Raw genomic sequence first — 21,729 nt, forward strand, 5'->3', positions numbered from 1 at the left:
GCATGGACGTCGCCGAACACATCAAGGCCCTTGACACGGAAGGCCGGTTGCTGGCCTCCGCCGCCGAAGCGGCCGGGCCGGACGCGCCCGTTCCCACCTGCCCCGGCTGGACGGTGCGGGACCTGCTCCGGCACACCGGCGTGGTCCACCGGTGGGCGACGCGTTTCGTCGCCGAGGGAGCCACCGGGTTCCTGCCGGACGCCGGCCAGCCGGAGCTGGACGGGGCGGAGCTGCTGGAGTGGTTCCGGGAGGGCCACGAGCTGCTGGTCGCCGCGCTCCGTGCCGCGCCCCCGGACCTGGAGTGCTGGAGCTTTATGCCCGCGCCGTCACCGTTGGCGTTCTGGGCGCGGCGGCAGGCACACGAGACGGCGGTGCACCGACTGGACGCGGAGTCCGCGCGGGCCACGCACGCGGGCGGTGTGGAAGCGGCGTTCGCCGACGACGGCGTCGACGAGCTGCTGCGCGCCTTCCACGCCCGCCCGAAGAGCCGGGTGCGGACGGCGGAACCGCGCATCCTGCGCGTACGGGCCACGGACACCGCCGCCGTCTGGACGGTGCACCTGTCGGCCGCACCGCCGCGTGCGGAGCGTACGGACGAGGGGCCCGCGGACTGCGAGGTGAGCGGACCGGCGGAGGTGCTCTACGCGACCCTGTGGAACCGGCTGCCGCTTTCCGCGCTGACCGTCACGGGGGACGAATCGCTCGCCCGGCTGTGGCGGGAGACCTCCGCGATCACCTGGGCCTAAGCGCGCCCGAGCGGGGGCTAGGGGCAATGCCGTGACTCTGTTGGTGATGTTGACGGGGTCACACGGCGGCTGAGCACAGGGTGCGGAAGCGGGTGGCCCGGCGTCGCGTTCTGGGTTCGGCATCGAGCCAGTCCGCGACACGGGCGATGTTGCAGGCCAGTGCGGTGAGCACGTGCTGGACGTGGGTTTTCGCCAGGCCGCGGTAGCGGGAGCGGCGCAGGCCGTGGACGCGGACGTTCTGCGAGAGGGTGGCTTCGATGCCGGCACGGATTGCGTAGCGGTGCTGCCATTGTTCAGTGGCCTGGTCGAGCCGGTTGCGCATCTGGATCTCGTGGAGTTCGCGGGTGGGCAGCAGGGCGAGGGCCCGGGGCCGGGTGGCGGAGGTGGTGCACTGCGAGCGGACCGGGCAGGCCAGGCAGTCGGCCTTGGCGAACTTGACCTGGATGTAGTCGTGTCCGCTGATCCGCAGTGGTCTCCACTCGCGGCTGACCGCGCCCTGGGGGCAGGTGGCCTGCTGGTGGTCCCAGTTGATGCGGAAGGCGGACTTGGCGAAGCCCGAGCCGGCCTTGGCCTGGTGGCTGTGGTCGGGGACCACCGGGCCGAGCAGGGTGATGCTGTGCACCCGAGCGGCCCGTTCGATGTGCGCCGGGGTGATGTAGCCGGCGTCGACGATGTGCTCGCAGGGCAGTAATTCCCGCTTGGCGAGGTCGTCGTGGATGGTCTGGGTCATCTCGACGTCCTGCACGGTGGAGTGCGTCGTGGCCACGTGGACCACCAGCTCGGGGCGCTGTTCGTCGCAGGACTCGGTCAGATGGACGCGGTAGCCGCTCCAGGCGGTGTCCCGTTTGACGCAGTAGTGCGCATCGGTGTCGTAGGGGGAGTCGAAGCGCAGGTGAGCTGGGGGCAGGGCGTGGCCGTCCCGCCAGCGCAGGCGTCCGTGCGCGTCCCAGTAGTAGTGGTGGACCCACACTTGGCGGAGGATCTCCACCTGCGGCAACAGCCGCAGGTGAGGCGGGGCGGACGTGGCCCAGGCAGCGGCGAGGATCGTCTGTCCGTCCCGGCCCGTCTGCTCGGCCCGCTCGGTCACCGCTGCCTTCCCGCCCGGCAGCCTGCCGATCTCCACCCGGCGTCCGTACCGCTTTCCCCACTCCGGCTCGATCAGCGGTCGCAGCCAGTCCGGGGCGGCCTCGGCCAGCTCCTCCAAAGCGGCCCGCAGCGTTTCCCGACCAGCTCCAAACGGCTCAGGAAGCGCACTGCGGCCAGCACATGGGTGGCGTCGGTGCGCTGCCGTCCCCGGCTCTTGAGCAGCCCGGCCTCCCCCAGGCGCTGCAGCATCGCCTCCAGCAGCCGGTCGGCAGCGCCGTCCTCGGCCAGCCGGGCCCGGAACTCGCACAGCACCGAGTAGTCGAACCCGGGATCGTCCAGCTCCAGGCCCAGCGCGTACTTCCAGTCGATCCTGGTCCGCACCGCGTCCGCCGCCGCCCGGTCGGAGAGGTTCTCCGCGAACTGCAGCACCGACACCAGCGCCAACTGCCCCGGCGACAGGCCCGGCCTGCCGTCCGTGGGATACAGCCCGGCGAACTCCTCATCCTCGAACAGCACGTCCAACCGGTCCCTGATCAGCATCGCCGGCGTGGCCTTCGGACACGCCGCACGCGCCGTCCGCACCGTCCTGACCGGGATCCACTGATGACTCTCCGACCGCAGCGACACCGCGACCACCCCCACCGACGACACCACCCCGCCCTCATCCAGCCAAGCACCCACCGCGCCAGCTGTCAGCACCCCACCAACATCGCCAACAGAGTCATGCTGGTGACTTAGATGTCTCGGGCTCGTTGGTTGGGTTATGGCGAGGGTGGGGCGGGCGGAGTCGCCGGCGGGCGAGCGGTTGTCGGATCGGATCGCGATCGGGGTGTTGACGCGGGCGTTTCCGCCGGAGCTGGTCGATGAGGTGATCGCGGAGTGTGGGCGGGCCGAGCAGCGCAGTCGGCTGCTGCCGGCTCGGGTGGTGGTCTACTTCGTGCTCGCGATGTGCCTGTTCTTCGGCCAGCCGTATGAGGAGGTCGCCCGCCTGCTCGGCGAGGGGCTTCAGGGTGGACGTCGCTGGCGACAGGGGTGGCGGGTACCGACGACCGCCGCGATCGGCCGGGCGCGGGAGCGGTTGGGCGCCGAGCCGTTGAAGGTGCTGTTCGCGCGGGTGTGCCGGCCGGTGGCGGTGCCCGGCACTTCGGGTGCCTGGTATCGGCGGTGGCGGCTGGTCGCGGTGGACGGCACGACATTCGATGTCGCGGACACGCCGGCGAACAACGTGTTCTTCGGCCGTCCGGGCTCCGGCCGTGGGCCGGGCGCGTTCCCCCAGGCAAGGGTGGCCGCTCTGGCCGAGTGCGGCACCCACGCGGTCTTCGCGACGGCGCTCGGGCCGCTGTCATCCAGCGAGCAAGCCCTGTCGCGGCAGCTGCTGTCCCGGCTGACGGCTGGCATGCTGCTGCTGGCCGACCGCGGATTCTATGGATTCGAGCTGTGGCAGGCCGCCCGGGCCACGGGTGCGGACCTGTTGTGGCGGGTGCGCAAGAGCGCGGCCCTACCGGTGCTGGAGCGTCTGGCGGACGGCTCCTACCTCAGCGCGGTCCATGCTGAACCGGACAGGAAGCAGCGCCGCAACCCGGTGCCCGTGCGCGTGATCGAGTACACGCTGGGCCCGGGCGGCGGCGGGGACGTCTACCGGCTGATCACCACGGTGCTCGACCCAGAGGTGGCACCGGCCGCCGACCTGGCCGCGCTCTACACCCAGCGGTGGGAGATCGAGACCACCTTCGACGAGATCAAGACCCATCAACGCGGACCGAAGCTCGTCCTGCGCTCGAAGTATCCGTGGGGCGTGGAGCAGGAGATCTACGGTTTCCTGCTCGTGCACCACGCCATCCGGCAACTGATGCACCAGGCCGCCCTGGACCACGAAGTCGATCCCGACCGGATCTCCTTCACCCGGTCCTTGCGGATCGTGCGCCGCCAGGTCCCCGCCCAGGCGGCGTTTTCCCCCCGGCCGGCTCGCCGGGGCACTGACCCGCACCCTGGCTGAGATCAGCCAGCGCCTGCTGCCCCGACGACGCCACCGGACCTGCCCCCGCGTGATCAAACGCAAGATGTCCAACTGGCCCCTCAAACGAGCCGAACACCACAACTGGCCACCACCGGCAGCCGCCACCATCAACATCTCCCAGCAGCGAACGACCTAAATCACCAGCATTGCCCCTAGGGCCGGTCGGCGAGCATGCGGGAGAGCACCTCGCGCTGGAGCGGTTTGACCTCGGCATGGCGTGCCCGGCCCCCGTCGGTGAGTACGACCCGTACTCCCCTGCGGTCCTCGCTGCACATCACCCGCGTGACCAGGCCGTCCTTCTCCAGCCGCGCGACCAGCCGGGACAGCGCGCTCTGGCTCAAGTGGACGCGGGCCGCGAGCTCCTGCACCCGGTACGAACAACTGCCGTCCTCCGCCGTGCCCTCGGCGAGCACGTCGAGCACCTCGAAGTCGCTGGCGCCGAGCCCGTGCTGATGGAGCTCGCGATCGAGCTCGCAGGTCGTACGGGCATGGAGGGCGAGGATGTCCCGCCACTCCTCCACCAGCCGGTGATCGGCGTTCTTCGGTGCCATGACCGCACGGTAGCAGAAATCGGCACCTTTGTTGCATCGGAATTAAATGCACTTGCATTCAATGCATGCGCATGTACTGTGCTGCTCATGACCTCTCCGCTCAACGCCCCCTCCTCCACACAGGAGCGCTGGAGCCCCCGTCTGTGGGGCACCCTGCTGGTGCTCTGCGCCGCGATGTTCCTCGACGCCCTCGACGTCTCGATGGTCGGCGTCGCGCTGCCGTCCATCGCCACCGACCTCGGCCTGTCCACCTCGACCCTGCAGTGGATCGTCAGCGGCTACATCCTGGGCTACGGCGGGCTGCTGCTGCTCGGCGGCCGCGCGGCCGACCTCCTCGGCCGGCGGAACGTCTTCCTGATCGCCCTCGCCGTCTTCGCGGTCGCCTCGCTGCTGGGCGGCCTCGTCGACTCCGGACCGCTGCTCATCGCCAGCCGCTTCATCAAGGGGCTGAGCGCCGCGTTCACCGCGCCCGCCGGCCTCTCGATCATCACCACGACGTTCCCCGAAGGCCCGCTGCGCAACCGGGCCCTCAGCATCTACACCACCTGCGCGGCCACCGGCTTCTCCATGGGCCTGGTGCTCTCCGGGCTGCTCACCGAGGTGAGCTGGCGGCTCACCATGCTGCTGCCCGCGCCCATCGCGCTGATCGCGCTGATCGCCGGACTCCGGCTGATCCCGCGCAGCAAGCGCGAGGCCACGCACCGCGGTTACGACCTGCCGGGAGCAGTCACCGGCACCGCCGCGATGCTGCTGCTCGTCTTCACGGTCGTGCAGGCGCCGGAAGCGGGCTGGGCCTCCGCCCGCACGCTGCTGTCGTTCGGCGCTGTCGCCGCGCTGCTCGCCGCCTTCGTGGCGATCGAGCGGCGTACCGCGAGCCCGCTGATCCGGCTCGGCGTGCTGCGCTCCGGCAGCCAGATCCGGGCGAACCTCGGCGCTGCCACGTTCTTCGGCTCCTACGTCGGCTTCCAGTTCGTCGTCACGCAGTACATGCAGTCGCTCCTCGGCTGGTCTGCCCTGCAGACCGCGCTCGCCTTCCTGCCCGCCGGGGCGCTGGTCGCCCTCTCGTCCACGAAGATCGGATCGGTGGTCGACCGCTTCGGCACCCCGCGGGTGATCGTGACGGGCTTCGCCCTGCTGGTCGTCGCCTACGCGCTCTTCCTGCGCATCAGCCTCACCCCCGCGTACGCGGCGGTCATCCTGCCCTCGATGCTGCTGCTCGGCGCGGCCTGCGCACTCGTCTTCCCCTCGCTCAACATCCAGGCCACCAACGGCGTGGACGACCACGAGCAGGGCATGGTCTCGGGTCTGCTCAACACCTCGATCCAGGTGGGCGGCGCCATCTTCCTTGCCGTCGTCACGGCGGTCATCACGGCGGGCGGCGAGGCGAACGGATCGCCCCAGGAGGTGCTGGACAGCTTCCGGCCCGGCCTGGTGGTGGTCACCGCCGTCGCGCTGGCCGGCCTGCTCATCACCCTGACCGGGCTGCGCAGGAACCGCGTGCCGCAGCAGACGATCATCGTCGTCAAGTCTCTTCAGGAGGAGGCCGACGCCGAGCGCGTAGCCGCCGCCGTCCGCGACTGACACCGCAGGGGGAGGCGGGGGCCGGCGGGTGCGTGTTGCCCGTCGGCCCCCGCCCTGTGACACTGCGGGGCATGGGCAGACGTACGCAGGCGGAGCGGGACGCGATCACGGTGGAGATCGGATACGCGGTGTTCGCGGCCGCGTTGGTGTGCGGCGCGGTCGCCGGGCCGGCGCTCCTGTTCGATCTGGCGCGGCCCTTGGAGCGGGGTCTTGGCCCGGTTCTCGTATAGCTACGGCCACCCGACAAGTAACGGAAGGTAGCGATCCAGGCGTGTTTGGTCGGCTCGGTGGTGCTCAAGGTCGCCAAGGAGATGCGCCTACGGTGTGGTCGGTGCCAGGTTCTTGCCCAGGTGGCGGTAGATGGTGGGGCGGGTAACGCCGAACTCGTCGGCGATCTGCTGGACGGTGTAGTCGCCGGAGTCGTACATCTGCCGCGCGAGCCGCACCTGGCGGGGCCCGAGTTTGGGCTTCTGGCCGCCGGTTCGCCCCCGGGCGCGTGCGGCCTCCAGGCCGTCCACGGTGCGTTCCGACATCAGGGCGTGCTCGAACTCGGCGACCGCGCCCAGGATCTGGAAGAACATTCTGCCGACGGCGGTGGAGGTGTCGATGCCCTGGTCGAGCACGACCAGGTCGACGCCGCGGGTCTGGAGGTCCTTGGCCAGCTCGATGAGGTTCTCCAGGGAGCGGCCGAGGCGGTCGAGTTTCGTGACCACGAGCTGGTCGCCTTCGCGGGCGACGAGGAGCGCCTTGTCGAGCTCGGGTCGGCGGGCGAGCTTGCCGCTCGCCTTGTCAGTGAAGATCCGTTCGCACCTTGCGGCTTTGAGGGCGTCATGCTGGGATTCGGGGTGTTGATCCCGTTTCGATACGCGGGCGACGCCGATTCTCATGGCCCCGGAGTGTATCGGATTCGGGGCTGCGCGTGACATAGGCGCGTACACGGCATGCGTTACGGTCGCGGCCTGCGGGAACGGCATGTTGATCTTTGTGTACGCGAACGATCGTTTTCATTCACGCTCTCCGTTAAAGATTTCGACCGCTGTCATCTGTACACATTTCAGCGTCAAGATCAATTTCGGCGCGGCTCTGCTACTGCCGCTCAAACCTGAGTTCTGACGATGGGCGTCCGGTGGCTCGTCGCTCGGTACACAGTCCATCTCGGTCCCCTGCCGGGCGAAGGTGAGAGACTGCCTGCATGTCGAAGAAGCGTCCCCGGACCGTGAGCTTCGCCGCGGTGCTGGAGTCTCTGGGGTCGGCGGACCCTGATGATGGTCCTGATGTCCTGTCTCCCGCGGGTTCGGGGGAGATCGTCGATGCGGACGGTTGTCGATGGGCCGTCAGCCGGGGCCCCTTGGATGTGCGGTTGGCCAAGCGGCTTGTTCGCTCAGCCGATGTGATGATCGTCGGCGAGAGCGCCGGTGATCGCCAGCGCCCTGTACCTGCGAGGGAAAGGGATGCGGCGTGGGCCAGGATTAAGGACCGTATCGATAGCGATGGCCTGCCGAGTTACCAGCCGTACGAGTTCGCTTCCGCGGACGGCCGCAAGCTGCTCTACATCGAGCAAACGTGCTGATCCCGACGGGCCGTCCAGGGCTCGGGGGTCAGTCTTCCGGGTCGTCAGGTAGCTCATGCTGCGTGTCGCGGACGGTCCAGTCGTCGGTCATCAACGTGATGCCATGAGGGACGAGCAGAGCCAAGAGGCCGTCGCGGGACAGCAGTGCGGCGGCGGCCTCGGCAGGGTCGCCGCTCAAGTGCTGGAGTGTTGGAGTGGCTGCCGCCGAATGTGCAGCTGCGAAGCTGGTCCAGGCGTCCCGGTCCGTCACCTCGAACGTCCAGGTGCCTGACACCACGAGAAGCTCACTGCCGTGCTCCGCATCGGATACGACCGCGTGGTCCTCGGAAGGCTCTTCCCAGACCTCTTCCTCCAGCTCGGCGAACGGGCTGTCCCAGTCTGTCTCTTGGCGCACACACTCGCCGTAAGACGCTGCGGCTCTTCTGAGTGCTTCGAATGCTTCAATGCCCGCTTCGCCGGCCCGATCCGGTGCGGACATGACGAGGGCGTGATGCCGAAGAGCCGCGATGAAGTCGTCGAGACGATGTTGCATGCTCACGAATCTCAGCTCCAGTCACGGTATCGGTGAGTAATCGGCTTTTCGCGCTTCGGTGGGTTGCTGCTTGCGTCAGGGCTGCTTCCAATGGCAGAAGCGGGCGTCCAGGGGGAATCCGCCATGAATCGCTTGCGGAACACCGTGCCGGGCGTCGCGAAGGCGACATCAAGCGCCTCTCGGGGAACCTTGCTGCTGTCGGTACGTCGAGGAACTTTGCGGTAGCCGCACGCCTGCATGAGCCCTGTTGCCGAGGCCCAGCTGTCAGACGCCACCACTACTTCGTCGAGAGCATCGCAGGCGTTGCTCTCGTCGGCCAGGACCGCGTATGCGATCACACGGTCCGCGACTCGGGTTCTGGCACTCATGCCACCCATGTTCACTCCATCAGTTGCGGATGGCGAGGCCGCCATGAGGTGGCCTCGCCATCCAGTCCCTGTGACGGGATTGACTGTACTGGTCAGCTTAGAGCTGTCCTCTGGTTAGCCCCGGCGTCCGAGACCACGCCCGTGCCAGCGGTAGTGGATGGTCCCGTACCGGCCGTTCTTACGCCACGTCAGGTGGGCGTGGCCACCATTGCTGCACGGACCGCGAAGCTCGCAGCTGTAGCCCCTCCGCCTCAGCCGCTCGTGATCCTTTCTGCGCTGCTGATATGCCTTCCGCTTGCTGCTGAACCACTTGCTGCTGTTTCTCGGACCACAGTTGTGGACGAGGGCTGGCTGCCCGTCGGCGATCACGAGGAATGTGTGGCTGCCGGCGACAGTCAGGTTGAATACGGTGCGGACCGCCTGAGTGTGACGTGTCGCGGTGACGATAGGTGTCGTACCGCTCGTATTGATGAGACGCGTTCCGGCGTTCAGCTCGGACGCGTTGACCCAGCCCCGGCCTTGTGCGTAAAAGGGGTGGCCAGCTGTGGCGGTGATCTCCTTGGGCTTTCCGTCGCCGTCCGCGTCGACGGAAAGGGTGACCAGGTCCTTGACTCCTGTGCCGATGATGACGTCACTGACCACGGAGATCGTGATCTCGCCGGTCAGCTCGTCAGCAGCGAGGACTGAGTCCCCTGTCCTGACCTCGCTGATGGGCTTGGTGCTGCCGTCAGCCATGACGACTGGCGTGTCGGGGAGGAAGGAGTTGCTGCGGCAGCTGCGGCCGATGGTTCGTGCGGCGCGGATGGCGCGGTAGCCGCGGTAGGCGCGGTAACCCCAGGCGGCTGCGCCGAGGCCGGGGATGAAGCCGGCCGCCGTGAGGGCGATGTCCCATTTATTGCGCCAGGCCCAGCGTTTGGCCCTCTTGAAGACCTTCTTCCAGCTCCACTTGCCGTCGAGGTCGAAGCAGTTGACGGGGTCGGCCGAGCAGTATTCGTAGGCGTTGGCGTTGCCGCCCTTGACTGGGTCCATGGACAGGAAGCGGCCGGTGGCCGGGTTGTACTGGCGTACACCCATGAGGGTGTAGCCGGCGACCGTCTCGCTGGAACGCTGTTTGCCTCCGAGCCAGCCGTATCGGACGGCCTTCTGGTCGCTGCGCGCGTTGCCGTACTCATCGGTGTCCAGGGCGATCGGCGCCTCGCCCGCGTTGAGCGGGAGTTGCAGGGCTACGTCACCATGGATGTCGGTGAACTGGAGCACGGCGTCACCGGTGGCGCTGGTGACCGCGCCGAGGTTCCCGGAGAGGGAGTCCACATTTCGGGTGAGCGCGCCGGTGGCGGTGTTCTCGATGATCCAGCGGGGGTTGTCACCGTCGCTGTCGTAGTGGTTGAGCTTGTTCTCCGTCGGCGACCAGGTGCCCGCGCTGTTGGTCTCCACCGTCCAGGACCGGAAGCGGTGGTTGGCGTCGAGCTGCCAGGTCTGGCGCTTGCTGTTCGCGGTCTGCTGGTAGGCGAGGTCGTTGGCGTAGTAGCCCACGCTCACGCCGCCGGGCAGGGCAGTGGTACGGCCGAAGGCGTCGTAGGCGTATCCGGAGTCAGTGATGCGGTCGGCGCTGTCGAAGGTGGAGGTCTTGCTGGTGCCTCCGGTGGTCGGGCAGTCCAGACCGGGGGCTGCGGCTGCCGTGGTCAGGGACGTGCGGTTGGCGTGCTTGTCGAAGCCGTAGGTCCGGCGGGTGCAGACCGTCTCCACGGTGTCGTCGACCGTGATCAGACGGCCGACGGCGTCGTAGCGGTAGGTCTGGTCGGACCATCCGGAGTGGATGGTGGTCTGGCCCTGGATGGATTCGGTGACCGCGTCGGACATGACGACGGTGCCGTCGCTGTCCCGGGTGTAAATACGGTCGGCCGGGGCGCCGGTGGTGTCCTCGGTCTGGGTGACGGTGTAGCCGCCGGGGAGATTCTCAGTGGCGACCGAGCCGTCGGCGTCATAGGTGGCCTGGAAGACGCCGGCGATGGAGTCGGTGGTCTTCGTGGCCAGGCCACGCGGCTCGGTGGTGTGGTCGTAGGTGTAGGTGACGGTGGACGGGACGGTGTCGCTGATCTTGACCGGACGGTCGAGCAGGTCGTACTCGGTGGTGGTCTTTCCGCCGTCGGCGTCGGTGTAAGAGATCTGCCGACCGAGCTTGTCGTACGCCGTGGTGATGGTGCCGCCGGTGGGGGAAGTTGTCTTGATCTCCTGGCCGGTGGCCGGGTCGTACTCGGTGGTGGCGTCGGGGACTGCCTGGCCTGTGCCGCCGGTCATCTTGACCGTGACCGGGCGGCCCGCCGAGTCGTAGGTCGTGGTCGTGGTGCGGGTGACGCCGTTGGCGGTCTCGACTCCCTTGGTCGCATTGCCCCACCAGTCGTACTCGGTGGTGGTGGTCGGCAAGGCGGAGGGGTTACTGCCGCCGCCGGTGATTGCTCCGCCGGGCCCGACGGAGCAGACCAAGTCAGCCCACTCGGGGCGTCCGGCGCATGTGCCTGTTCCGGTGGCCGACCAGTACGTGGTCACCGTGGTGCCTGCATCCGTGCCGGTGCTGCCAGTGTTGAGCGTCTTGACTGCCCGGCCCTGGTCGTCGTACTCGGTCGTGGTGGTGATGGCCAATCCGGCCGGGTCCCGGATGGACTTGGTCGGCAGGCCCTTGGCCCAGTCGAAGACCGTCTGGGCTACCCGGGTCTCGCCCTGGACGCTCGGGTGTTCACGGACCTGGGCGCCGGTGGTGCTCTTGGTGACCTGGTCCTTGACCTTGGCGGTGCCGTCGGTGGGCCGGCCGGTGTCGTACTCGTTGACTGTCCAGCTACGGACGAACACCGGGGTGCCCGCCGCCACCAGCGTGGTGGTTCCGGACTTGAGATCGGAGGTCAGGTCGACACGCCGCAGCGGGCCCAACTCCTCCAGCTCCCGGGTGCCGTTGTCGTTGTAGACCGAGCGGGTCGACAGCAGTTCCGCGCGCTCGGCGGAGACCAGGCTCGCGATACCGAGTTCGGCTTGGGCTGTCTTGTCTGCGGCGGTCACCCCGAGGGCGAGGCCACGGTTGGCTGCCGTGAGGTCACGAACGGTGTTGCCGAACCGGTCGTACTCGGTGGTGGTGATGTATCCGCCGGGCGTGGCATCGTTCACTGAGCGTCCGGAGACGCCGAGGTAGGTGATGTCCGCACGCGCGTAGGACGCTGCGGTCAGGGTGTCGCCGGAGCTCGCGGCGGGGACGGCGTCCGCGGGGAAAACGGCCGTGGCGTCGGTGGGTGCGTCCGTCTGCCCCCATGTCTTCACGTCGGCGGCGCCCAGCTTGTAGGGGGCATTAGCACCGGTGAGCGGAACGTCGTAGACGATGCTGGTCGCGGCTTCACCTTCGATGACATCGGCCGTGCCCTGCTTAAGGCCCGGCCTGGATGCCTTGAGTAGCATGCCGTCACCGGCGGCGCTGCTGGAGCCGGCCTTGCCATAGGTGAACGTCCACGGCAGTTCGCCGGGCGGGGTGAGCTTGGTGATCCGGCCCGCGCTGTCGTAGGCGTACTCCGTCTTCAGCGACGGTGTGATCTGCGGGTTCCATGTCTGGATCAGTCGACCTGAGTCGTCGTACAGATACATCTGCACGGATTTGGATGTCGCCGCTGCGGCACCGGGCACAGTGGACCACAGGCGGATCTCCTTCACCTGACCGCTGACGTCACCGAGAGCGGTGGCGGTGGCGGTGGTGGAGGTCGCGTACACCAGTTCCATGACGCGGCAGCCCTTGGTGGCCGAATCCGCGGTGCATGCCGCGGTCGTGGCCGCCGACGTCGGGGCGATGATCCGCTTCGGGCGGGCCAGCTGCTTGCCCTCGACGGTGACGGACTCCGACACCACAGTGGTTGTGGAGCTGGCCAGACCGTCCAGCAGCGTGCTGGAGACTTGCCAGGTCTCGGCCGCCGCATCGGGCTTGGTGAACTCCGTCACGGTCCCTTCGGTGTCCGAGAGGGTGAAAGTGCCGGTGACGCTGCCCTTGAGGGTGAGGTCTTCCGCGCCGGGTTCGGGGATCCAGCCGTTCTTCGCTGCGTTGGCGGAGAAGTGGGTCTCCTCGCCGCCGGAGTCGACCACCGCGACGGCGGTGTCGGATGTCTTGCGCAGGTGGGAATACTCCGAATCCGTGGCCTCCGCCACGGTGCCGCTGACCCACTCCTTGCCGAAGATCGGGGCCTGGCCCACCTGCTTCGTTCCGGCGTCCGGGGTCCGGGAGGAAGCCGAGCGGCTGATCGACAGGTCGAAGGAGGACGCGTCCGTCGCGGAGAGCGTGTAGTTGCCGGTCAGCAGGTTCACTCAGCCTGGGCCGACCTCGTCAACTGCAGCACCAGCGGCGTTTCGGTCGACGACGAGAGTCAGCGGTTCGGTGCTGCCCGCAGCGGAGTTGGGGCCGGCGAAATCGGCCTTGATCTCGACGCTACCGTCGGGGTCGACGGTGCTCGTGGCGTTCCAGACCAGCGGGGTGTTCTGGCCGCCGACCATGGCGACTGGCCAGGCGGTCAGGGGCATGCCGCCGGAGGTGACGTGACTGGCCGGGATCTGCACCCAGGGGTCGGCCTCGGAGCGGCGCCAGGAGAAGGACACTGAGTCGTACTTGGCGCCGTCGGCCTCGGCGATCAGCGGCAGGCGGCGCGCGGTGCGCTCCCCGTCTGACGGCTGGAGGAATCCGCCGGGGCCGGCGTGGAAGGTGTAGTCGATGGCCTCCGATTTGTTGTCCGCCTTGTCCACGGCCCTGACCTGGAGGGTGTGGGTGCCGTCGCGGGCTGGCGCGATGGAGATCGGCTTGTCCGCGGTGGAGCCGCTGGTGGAGACCTTGGTCCAAGTGACGCCGTCGAGTGACCACTCGAGCCAGTTGTGGTCGGCGGCGGGTGGGGTGACGGTGAAGGTTCCGGCTTGGCCTGCGCCCTTGACCCACGCCGTGGACGGGTAGTCCGTCGACACGATCTTGGTGGGGGCGGAGGGGGCGGTGGCGTCGACGGTGAAGGTCTTCCACGCCGACCAGCCGGTGTTGTAGTGCGTGCCGTCGTACGGCGAGGTACGGAACTTGTACGTCTTGCCGTTGGCCAGCACACCGGCCGGTACGGTCACCGAGGCGACCTGCCCGGAGGGCACGAACGGGGAGACGATGACATCGCCGACCTGGGTGTCGGTGACGGAGTCGAAGATCTGGAAGGTGCCGTTGACCTCGTCACCGTTGGCGTCGACGAAGGTGTCCCGCAGGGTCGGCGTCACCGTGTTGACGGTGTAGGCGCCGGAGTAGGAGAAGTAGGGCGGGCCGGCCTCCTGCTTGGTGCCGGTGCGCGGCCGGTAGTTGTAGGTGACTACCAGCTTGGGCGGGTTCGATGCGGCGTTGGCGGAGTTGACTCGCTTCCACTGCGCGGTCACCGTCTCACTGGTGGCGCGCAGGCCCATGCCGGAGGTGGAGTTCTTGGCCGAGGCCCACTCCTGCACGAGGGTGGTGACGTCGGCGTTGATCCAGCCGTCCGGGGCCGATGTGCACGCGCTGTTGCCGCGGGTCTCGGTGGAGGTGGCCTTCTTCGCCGTCCAGGCCGGCTGCGCGGTCCAGCGCGAGGCGGTGGACGCCTGGCCGGCCGACCACACCTCCCACGACTGGGCGGTGCACGCGGTGTTGCCGGAGTGGAAGTTCCACAGGCTCAGCTTCGCGTCGGTCACCAGCGCATCGGAGATCGGCGCGGTGTTCCAGGTGATGAACGACCTGGCAGTGCGCGGGGTGCCGTCGCCGTTGACGGTGCCGGGGTTGCCGAGGTCGAGCTCGGTGTCGGCCGACCAGTCGACGGTCTCGCCCTGCTGGACGTAGGTGTCGAAGACGTTGGACAGCGACGAGGTGGACGGGTCCACCGTGACCGGGTACTTCGTCTCCGGGTCGGCGAGGAACTTGGGATCAGGGGTGATGACGAGGTCGACCGCACCCTTGCGCTGGACCACCTTCATGTCGACCTTGGCCCGGTTGGTGTGCTCGCCGGAGACTTTGTCGACCTTGGCGTCCCACATCACCGGGGCGGGCATGACGGCCCGCTTCTTGTTCTTCTTGTCGGTGAACAGCAGGCTGCCGTCGGCCTGCTGCTTGACCTTCAGGCCCTTGGCCTTCAAAGGCAGCGTGTACGTGTAGCCGTCCGTCTCCGGGCGCTGCTGGATGTCGACGTACTGCTCGTAGCCGGTACGGGTGGCCTCGACCACCACGTTGGCACCGGGCACGGCGTTGACGTATGTCGCGCGGGTGCCGTCCAGCTTCGGGGCGGGCAGACCGCCCTTCCACTGCAGGGTGATCTGCTCATCACCCTCACCCAGGGTCACCAGATCACGTGGTGCGGCACTGCCGGTGTCCTTCAGCGAACGGGCCTTGACGCCGCCACCGGCGTTCAGCCGCAGCCCGTTGGGGTGCGCCTTCGGCTCCACGGTTCCGTCGCTCTGCTCGACCAGGGTCAGGTCGACCGGGCGCCACTGGCCGTCCTCTTCGAAGCGGATGGGGCCGGCGCTGAGCTCCGTGGTGAGCGAGCCGTCCTTGTTCACCCACGTCGTCGATGTCTCGGTGCGCTCGGACAGCGCCTCGACACGCTTGCCGGACAGCCTCGCGGCCACCCGTGCCGACGGCAGATCGGCCGCCTGCGTGACTGCGGGCTTCGCCTTCTTGTCGGACCCGCTGCTCTCCGCGGCGAGTGCCGTACTCGCGCTGTCGAGAAGCGAGAAGGACAAGGCCAGGGCGAGACTCCCCGCTATGTAGCGGAGACTCCCCCCGGACCAAGGCCGTCCGCGCTCCTCTGGCGCGGGCAGATGAACCGTCATGAATCCTCGATCTCGTAAGATTTGCTGTGCATCACATGTGTGATGCCGATGTGACCGTATCGAGAAGGAAAAGGCCCACAACTGTGGCAAGGCGGCGGAAGAGTGGCGCAGCGGGTTCCTGAAATGAGGAGTGATATGCGCCACTTGTGGAGCGCCTGGAAGTGCCCGAAGCACGCTGCTTCCACATGGACGAAGACCGGGAACTCTCAGCGGTCAGCCGCCCTCGGTACCGTGATGCCGCACTGGAGGAGCTGTTGTTCCCGCGCCGGCCTTCAGGCCTTCTTCGCCGCGGCCTCCTGCTGCTGGACACGGACCTGCTGGACATCACCGGGTGTGGGCGTCACCGTCACCATCCGCTTCTACAGGCCGACCGACTTGAGCATATTCAGCAGCATGTCGGTGTTGCCGACTGCGCTTCGGCCTGCGCGGCCAGTCTCTCCACGTCGGTGGTGGCGACCCCATCCTGGCTCGCGGCGATCACACCGAGCAGGGTATGCAGCCCGGTCGCGGCGTGCGCGGCCGCGAGCGGGATCGGCCCGGTCTCCTGGTGCTGGGCCATCAGTCTGAGCGGGGTGCCGGCCCGCAGCACCTGCCAGCGAATGAACTCCACCCGCCGGGCCGGCTCATCGAGAGAGGCCCCGGACGCGTTCAACTGCTCTTCCCACGCCGCGTGATGGGCTTCGTCGTCCAGCGGGATCGAGTCCGCTACGACCGCCTCGGCCTGCACTCCGCCCAGCAGCGCGTTGACCAGCCGCACCCGGTACGCCTGCGGGCCGCCGAGCCGGGCCGCCTCCGCAGCGTGCTCCTCAGATGTGTTGGCGCCGTGGTAGCACCCCAGGGCGGCCATCGCCGCGGCGATCTGCTCTACCGTGGCCACAGTCTCGTCCCGGACCTTCTCATGCTAGCTCACCAGGGAAGGCTGTCGACGCCGCTCATCCCGCGTCCGGGGAAGCGGCAACAGCCCAGCCGTTTGAGAGGGCCCTCAGACCTTCAAGATCATCCCATGGCCCGTTTCTCCGGGGATGAGGAAGGGCCGGGGCAGCCTTCGTCAGCTTTGGGTCGTGGCTGCCTCGCCCTGCGGACTGCGCGGTCCGGGCACCGTGGGCGGTGTCGCGGCGAGGTCCAGGTCGAGGCGGCTGTTCATATCCAGTTCGAATCTTCCATACGGATTCACATGGGTCCAGAACAGCGGGGACAGGCCCCGCCGGTCCGCCTCGGTGAGCTTGTCCGCCCACTTCGGGTCGGCCAAAACCTGCTGTACAAACAATGTATTCACATGCACGAGACTCGACTGCAAAAGGTGCAGGGCGAGCATCGAGACCTCCTGGCTCTCCTTGTCCGCCCCCGTCAGGTCGCCGTCCTTGCCGTAGAACAGGTCCTGGTTCGCCGAGTTCCAGTTCTCCACCACCTGCAAGCCCTCACCGATCTCCCTCCGCATCTCCGCATCGGAGAGGTAGTCGCAGATGAACGCCGTGCGCACCGCGCGCCCCAGCTCCTCGATCGCCTGGTAGGTCGGGTGCTTGGGGCCGCCCTTGGTGAACCGGCGCAACACCTGCTCGGCCTCCGCGGTGCCCAGCCTGAGCGCGGTCGTGTACTTCACGATCTGGTCGTACTGCTGGGCGATCAGGTCCCAGTCGATCGTCCTGGCCGAGAGCACCGGGGCCAGGCGGGGCCAGTTCTTGTCCTCGCCCGCGGCCGGCCGGTACAACCGGGCCCGCCCGATGTTCTTGAGCCTGGGCATCAGCTTGAAGTCCAGCATGTGCGCGAAGGCGAACCCGACGATGGACGCGCCGTGGGTGTCGGTGTACTGGCGGTCGACCTCCATGTCGGTGCAGTGCCGCAGCACGCCCTCGATCATCGCAGCGACCTCGGAGGCCGAACAGGACTTCAGCTGGCTGTAAACGCACACCGATTTTCGTTCCACATGCCAATAAACCACGACCCCGGCGCCCCGGTAGCGCTGGTGCCACTCCGTCATGAAGTTCGACGACCACGCACCGAACTTGCGGCTGTCAGAGGCGCACGCGGTCCCGGTGCCCCACCACATCTCGTCCCGCGCGGCGAAGGTGGCGTTGACCAGCTTCACCAGCGCGGCGCGCATGTTGGCCCGGTTCACGAACAGGTGCCGCACCCGGCGAAGCGTCGCCTCCGACTCGCCGTGCTTGCCGGTCACCGCGACCCGCTTGATGCCCATGTTCGTGCCCAGTCCGAAGAGAACCAGAAGGAGCCTTCTGCAAAGGACGTCCCTGGACAGGTTCTCCCGCGTTGCCACCGAGGTGAACTCGGCGATGAAATCGGTGTCGAACTCCGCGTACTTCAAGATGTCCAGGAGGTCGATGGTTCCCCAGCGCCGTTCAATCTCCATCTTGACGGCGACGAGGTTTTCCGGCTCGTCCTGCTTGGGGCGCGGTGAGACCTTGATCCACCCTTCGCCGCCTCTCTTCACGATGGCCACCCCGTCGGTGGTGTCCTGCGCCAGCGCGGCCTCGAACCGGTCCAGGGCTTCGCGGTGCTTCTTCTGCAGCTCGGCGATGAACCTCGCCGGGTCCTGGGGCTTTTGGATCGCGTCGTAGTGCACGTCCCGGTTGTCCTCGAAGTCCTGTGGCAGGTCGTCCTCCGGGTTGCGCCACCGGTTCGCCCCCACCACCCATATCTCCCGGCGCCGCAATGCTTCACGCAGGCTCACCAGCACGCACAGCTCGTACGGGATGCGCTCCACACGGCCCTTGTCATCCACCACCGCCGCCCGCCACTGATCAGGCACCACACCCTCCAGCGGCACCGACTCCGCTGCGTCGAAGAACGCGCCCTCCTAGGCGATGGGCGGGTCCAGATACCGCTGGAGCAAGTCGATCGCGTCCATCACCGGCCGGTAGGCGGTGTTGTTGCACTTCAACGTCAGAGCCTTCAGCAACGGCGCCAGCATCCGCCGCCAGTGCGCCGAATACGCCGAGCGCAACACCGTACGGATACGCGCCTTGTACTTGGCCTCGTTCGCCGCGGCCTCCGCCGCCAGCACCTTCAGCGTCTTCTCCCCGCCGACCACCGGGTAGATCACCCTGCGGACCGTGCCCGACGGCTCGGACAAAGCGGCCTCGGCGACCCGCAGCATCATCGCCTCCTTGCCCCGCACCTTCTTCAGCTCGCCCGTCAGCTCCTTGTCGACCTTCTTCTCCGCCCTGGTATTGATCTTCAGCACCAGTTGGATGAACAGCTCCACCAGCGAGTCGGTGATCTCCGTGTGCCGCACGTGGCACAGCGCGGCCAGCAGCGTCAGACGCATCGGCGGCTTCATCCGCTCCAGATTCGCCGGGTATTCCTTCGCTGCGCGCGCCCGCCAGGCGTCCACCTGCTTCTCCGACACGTCCGCGAACAGGTCCGCGGGCAACTCCAGCCTCCGCACCCGCTGGAGCTTGTCCACCTCCGCGAACAAGCTCTCCAGCCCCGGCGCCCCCGGGGTCCGCCTTGAGTTCGGCGAAGAATGACCGCCCGCCACCTGTTGTCGCCTGGTCGCCGGACGGTTCCGCGCCCACCTCGCCGCCCGCGATCAGGTCCTCCAGCCGCGAACGCGTCGCGTGGGGCAGCCGGTCCACGGTGTTGCGGCAGAACTGCGCGTCGAAATTTTTGACGGCCTTGCCCACCAGCCGGCCGACCTGACCGGGCGTCGGCGGCTCGATGTGGTCATTGCGGCAGCGGGCTACTACCGCCTCCGCCAGCCGCTCGCGGGACATCTCCACCCCGCACAGCTCCGCCGTCAGCCACTCGGCCAGCTTCTCCTGGTCCTCCTCGGTGTTCGCCCGGAAGCCGAAGGCGTCACGGATCTCCGTCCTGTGGCGGGTGGCCGCCCGGCCCTGCCAGTCGTACCCCGCCCACTCCTGCGCCGGCACCTTCACCTGCTGGGCCACATACGCCACCGCAGCGGCCGGGACTTCCCCGTCAGTCTCCGGGAAGCGGGCCTCCACCTCGAAGAACTTCAGCAGCATCGCAAAGCCCAGCCGGTTCGCCCTGGACTTGTTCCGCAGTCGCTTCATATCGTCTTCGAGCAGTGTCCAGACCTCGATGAGCTCTTCCGGTTCCCAGTCCTGACGCACCCGTTGCTCCTTCGCCCAGCCAGTTGGATCACCACATCGTGGCGACCCCTCAGCAGAAGCGGAACGAAGGAATCCAAACCGAGGCCAGATGGTTACTCAGCGTTACTTATCGGGTGGCCGTAGCTATACGAGAGCTGGGCCGTCTTGGCCTGGCGGGCGTTGCCGCCGCCGCGCTCGTGTTCGTCCTGCGACTCGTGCATGTGCTGTGGCGCTACGCGAGCAGGCCGAGCGCGAGCCCGCCCGCCGCGGGTCAGCCGAGCCAGCCCGGCCGTACCAGCCCCGACTCGTAGGCCAGTACCACCAGTTGGGCCCGGTCCCGGGCGCCGAGCTTGACCATGGTCCGGCTGACATGGGTCTTGGCGGTGAGCGGGCTGACGACCAGTCGGCGCGCGATCTCCTCGTTGGACAGACCGATTCCCACCAGGGCCATCACCTCCCGCTCCCGCTCGGTGAGTTGACTCAGTCCCTCGGCCGCCGCGGGCTCCTTCGACCGGGCCGCGAACTCGGCGATCAGCCGGCGCGTCACGGGCGAGAGCAGCGCGTCGCCGTCCACGACGGCCCGTACCGCCCGGAGCAGTTCCTCCGGCTCGGTGTCCTTGACCAGAAAGCCCGAGGCGCCGGACCGGATCGCCTCGAAGACGTACTCGTCGAGCTCGAACGTGGTGAGCATGACCACCTTCACCGCGGCGAGCGACGCATCGCCGGTGATACGCCGGGTGGTCGCGAGTCCGTCGAGCCGGGGCATCCTGATGTCCATCAGGACGATGTCGGGGCGCAGTTCGCGTACCAGGCGTACGGCCTCCTCGCCGTCGGCCGCCTCTCCCGCCACCTCGATGTCCGGCTGGGCGTCGAGCAGCGCCCGGAAGCCTGCCCGTACCAGCAGCTGGTCGTCGGCGAGCAGAACGCGGATCGAGGGTGCTCCTTCGGTGCCAGGGGAAGACGGGCCAGCACCCGGAAACCGCCGTCGCGGCGCGGGCCGGCTTCGATCGTGCCACCCGGCGCGGCGGCGCGCTCGCGCATCCCCACCAAGCCGTTGCCGCTGCCGCCCGCGTCGCCGCCGGTGGCGGGTCCCTCGTCGTCGACGCGCAGTTCGAGCCCGTCCGGCGCCCAGCCGATCCGGACCTTGGCGGTCCGGGAGCCCGAGTGCCGGACGACGTTGGTCAGCGCCTCCTGGACGATCCGGAAGGCGGCGAGGTCCGCGCCCGGCGGCACCGCGGTCGGCTCGCCGTACGTCTCGACGTCCACGGTGAGCCCCGCGCCCGCTGCCTGTTCGACGAGTTCCGGCAGCCGGTCGAGGCCCGGGGCGGGTGCGCGCGGCGCGTCGCCCGGCGTGCGCAGGGTGTCCAGGACCTGCCGGACCTCCCCCAGCGCCTCCTTGCTCGCCGACTTGATGGTGGTGAGCGCGGTACGGGCCTGCTCCGGGTCGGTGTCCAGCAGCGCCAGCCCGACCCCCGCCTGGACGTTGATCACCGAGATGCTGTGCGCCAGTACGTCGTGCAGCTCCCGGGCGATGCGCAGCCGCTCCTCGCCGACGCGGCGCTTCTCGGCCGCCTCGCGCTCGGCCCGGTCCCGGGCCCACTGCTCCCTGCGTACGCGGACGACCTCGGACGCGGCGAGAATCGCCGCCACCCAGGCGCCGACAGCCAGCTCCGGACCCCAGGGCGACGGCCCGTCCCCGGCCGGCGGCAGCACCTTGTAGAGCCGGTGGCCGATCAGCAGATGGCCCGCCCACAGGGCGCCGACCGCGCCCCAGGCCGCTCTGCGGTGTCCGCTGACGACGGCGGAGAGGGCGCCCAGCGCGACGCTGATGAACACCGGGCCGTACGGGTAGCCGCCGGCCAGGTACACCAGCGCCGCGGCCGACGTGCCGAACGCCACCGGCACCGGGTACCGGTGCCTCAGCACGAGCATCGCCGGGCCGATGAGCAGCAGGATTCTGGCGAACGCGTCGACCGGCGTGCGGTCGAGCTGACCGTGCTCCGCAAAACCCGTCCCCACCTGCGCGAACACCGCGACCGCGAGGGAGGAGGCCCAGGGCGGGCGGCCGGGCGCCCGCCCGGCCGTCCACTGCCGCCACCTGGGCGGTCCGCCCCGGTGCCAGGGCGGACCGCCGCAGGAGCGCGCACGCTGCTCTTCCATACCGGCCACGCTAGACCGGGCCCGGCGGGCGGGGCGTCAGCCGGGCGGGGTGATCAGGCGTACTCCTCGCGTAGTAGCTCGTCGGAGGCAGTGGCCGGGGCCGGCGCTGCGGACACTGCACCAGCGGGTGCTGCGTCAGGACCCGGCGCTGCTGCCGGAACCGGTCCCGGCGGCCTGGCCGTTCAGCAGGCCCACGCCGTGGGCCAGT

Annotated in this window: 17 protein-coding genes and 3 pseudogenes; 6 read left to right on the forward strand and 14 right to left on the reverse strand. The window is 68.6% G+C overall.

The genetic code is table 11. From position 1 onward, the window contains the following. Positions 1–2: 2 nt before the first annotated feature. Positions 3–746: a maleylpyruvate isomerase family mycothiol-dependent enzyme gene (locus tag NLX86_RS11330; RefSeq protein WP_254371513.1), complete on the forward strand. Its 744-nt coding sequence runs from the start codon at positions 3–5 to the stop codon at positions 744–746. Positions 747–804: 58 nt separating this feature from the next. Here the strand turns inward: NLX86_RS11330 and NLX86_RS11335 are convergent, their stop codons facing one another. Together NLX86_RS11335 and NLX86_RS11340 are read right to left on the reverse strand one after the other, a co-directional pair. Further along, positions 805–1,950 (reverse strand): transposase, encoded by a 1,146-nt coding sequence (locus tag NLX86_RS11335; protein WP_254371514.1) that lies wholly within the window; start codon positions 1,948–1,950, stop codon positions 805–807. After that, positions 1,905–2,531, reverse strand: coding sequence for a transposase (locus tag NLX86_RS11340; RefSeq protein WP_254371515.1), 627 nt, complete (start codon positions 2,529–2,531; stop codon positions 1,905–1,907). The genes NLX86_RS11335 and NLX86_RS11340 overlap by 46 nt, the downstream gene beginning before the upstream one ends. A gap of 64 nt (positions 2,532–2,595) precedes the next feature. Here NLX86_RS11340 and NLX86_RS11345 point away from each other — a divergent pair, with 64 nt between their 5' ends. Continuing rightward, positions 2,596–3,828, forward strand: a complete 1,233-nt coding sequence (locus NLX86_RS11345) for an IS4 family transposase (protein ID WP_254371516.1) — start codon at positions 2,596–2,598, stop codon at positions 3,826–3,828. Positions 3,829–4,001: 173 nt separating this feature from the next. Here NLX86_RS11345 and NLX86_RS11350 read toward each other — a convergent pair whose 3' ends face one another. Further along, entirely contained in the window at positions 4,002–4,400 is a 399-nt protein-coding gene (locus NLX86_RS11350; protein WP_254371517.1) for a MarR family winged helix-turn-helix transcriptional regulator, read from the reverse strand. Positions 4,401–4,487: 87 nt separating this feature from the next. Between NLX86_RS11350 and NLX86_RS11355 the strand changes: the two genes are divergently transcribed. Both NLX86_RS11355 and NLX86_RS11360 read left to right on the forward strand, forming a co-directional pair. Further along, complete coding sequence (locus NLX86_RS11355; protein WP_254371518.1) at positions 4,488–5,981, forward strand: MFS transporter; 1,494 nt, start codon at positions 4,488–4,490, stop codon at positions 5,979–5,981. 71 nt (positions 5,982–6,052) lie between these two features. After that, positions 6,053–6,184, forward strand: a pseudogene (locus NLX86_RS11360) (DUF6332 family protein); the annotation flags it as partial. 114 nt (positions 6,185–6,298) lie between these two features. Here the strand turns inward: NLX86_RS11360 and NLX86_RS11365 are convergent. Continuing rightward, complete coding sequence (locus tag NLX86_RS11365; RefSeq protein ID WP_254371519.1) at positions 6,299–6,868, reverse strand: recombinase family protein; 570 nt, start codon at positions 6,866–6,868, stop codon at positions 6,299–6,301. A 305-nt stretch (positions 6,869–7,173) separates the two neighbouring features. Between NLX86_RS11365 and NLX86_RS11370 the strand changes: the two genes are divergently transcribed. Further along, positions 7,174–7,551: a hypothetical protein gene (locus tag NLX86_RS11370; RefSeq protein WP_254371520.1), complete on the forward strand. Its 378-nt coding sequence runs from the start codon at positions 7,174–7,176 to the stop codon at positions 7,549–7,551. A gap of 28 nt (positions 7,552–7,579) precedes the next feature. On the opposite strand, the gene NLX86_RS11375 is transcribed toward NLX86_RS11370, so the two are convergent. The 8 genes and pseudogenes from NLX86_RS11375 to NLX86_RS35010 all read right to left on the reverse strand — a co-directional run. Continuing rightward, the gene (locus NLX86_RS11375) at positions 7,580–8,089 is read right to left on the reverse strand and encodes a hypothetical protein (RefSeq protein ID WP_254371521.1); all 510 of its coding nucleotides are present in this window, start codon (positions 8,087–8,089) and stop codon (positions 7,580–7,582) included. Between the two features lie 5 nt (positions 8,090–8,094). Then, positions 8,095–8,451 (reverse strand): hypothetical protein, encoded by a 357-nt coding sequence (locus NLX86_RS11380; protein ID WP_254371522.1) that lies wholly within the window; start codon positions 8,449–8,451, stop codon positions 8,095–8,097. Between the two features lie 114 nt (positions 8,452–8,565). Then, a complete protein-coding gene (locus tag NLX86_RS11385; RefSeq protein WP_254371661.1) occupies positions 8,566–9,186 on the reverse strand; it encodes a polymorphic toxin-type HINT domain-containing protein in 621 nt (206 codons plus the stop codon). Between the two features lie 195 nt (positions 9,187–9,381). Next, positions 9,382–15,291, reverse strand: a pseudogene (locus NLX86_RS11390) (DNRLRE domain-containing protein); the annotation flags it as partial. A 385-nt stretch (positions 15,292–15,676) separates the two neighbouring features. Further along, complete coding sequence (locus NLX86_RS11395) at positions 15,677–16,168, reverse strand: DUF6245 family protein (RefSeq protein ID WP_254371523.1); 492 nt, start codon at positions 16,166–16,168, stop codon at positions 15,677–15,679. A gap of 171 nt (positions 16,169–16,339) precedes the next feature. Further along, on the reverse strand, positions 16,340–18,055 hold the full coding sequence (locus NLX86_RS11400) for a Tn3 family transposase (RefSeq protein WP_254371524.1): 1,716 nt from the start codon (positions 18,053–18,055) through the stop codon (positions 16,340–16,342). A 48-nt stretch (positions 18,056–18,103) separates the two neighbouring features. Then, on the reverse strand, positions 18,104–18,724 hold the full coding sequence (locus NLX86_RS11405; protein WP_254371525.1) for a hypothetical protein: 621 nt from the start codon (positions 18,722–18,724) through the stop codon (positions 18,104–18,106). 259 nt (positions 18,725–18,983) lie between these two features. Beyond that, positions 18,984–19,382 (reverse strand): annotated as a pseudogene (locus NLX86_RS35010) (DUF4158 domain-containing protein); the annotation flags it as partial. A gap of 194 nt (positions 19,383–19,576) precedes the next feature. Here NLX86_RS35010 and NLX86_RS11410 point away from each other — a divergent pair. Further along, the gene (locus NLX86_RS11410) at positions 19,577–19,672 is read left to right on the forward strand and encodes a hypothetical protein (protein WP_254371662.1); all 96 of its coding nucleotides are present in this window, start codon (positions 19,577–19,579) and stop codon (positions 19,670–19,672) included. Here the strand turns inward: NLX86_RS11410 and NLX86_RS11415 are convergent. Both NLX86_RS11415 and NLX86_RS11420 read right to left on the reverse strand, forming a co-directional pair. Beyond that, entirely contained in the window at positions 19,633–20,238 is a 606-nt protein-coding gene (locus NLX86_RS11415; RefSeq protein ID WP_254371663.1) for a response regulator transcription factor, read from the reverse strand. The genes NLX86_RS11410 and NLX86_RS11415 overlap by 40 nt on opposite strands. Beyond that, on the reverse strand, positions 20,139–21,521 hold the full coding sequence (locus NLX86_RS11420; protein ID WP_254371526.1) for a sensor histidine kinase: 1,383 nt from the start codon (positions 21,519–21,521) through the stop codon (positions 20,139–20,141). The genes NLX86_RS11415 and NLX86_RS11420 overlap by 100 nt, the downstream gene beginning before the upstream one ends. Positions 21,522–21,729 lie beyond the last annotated feature (208 nt).

The sequence above is a fragment of the Streptomyces sp. A3M-1-3 genome (assembly GCF_024213665.1).
Taxonomy (GTDB): Bacteria; Actinomycetota; Actinomycetes; order Streptomycetales; family Streptomycetaceae; genus Streptomyces.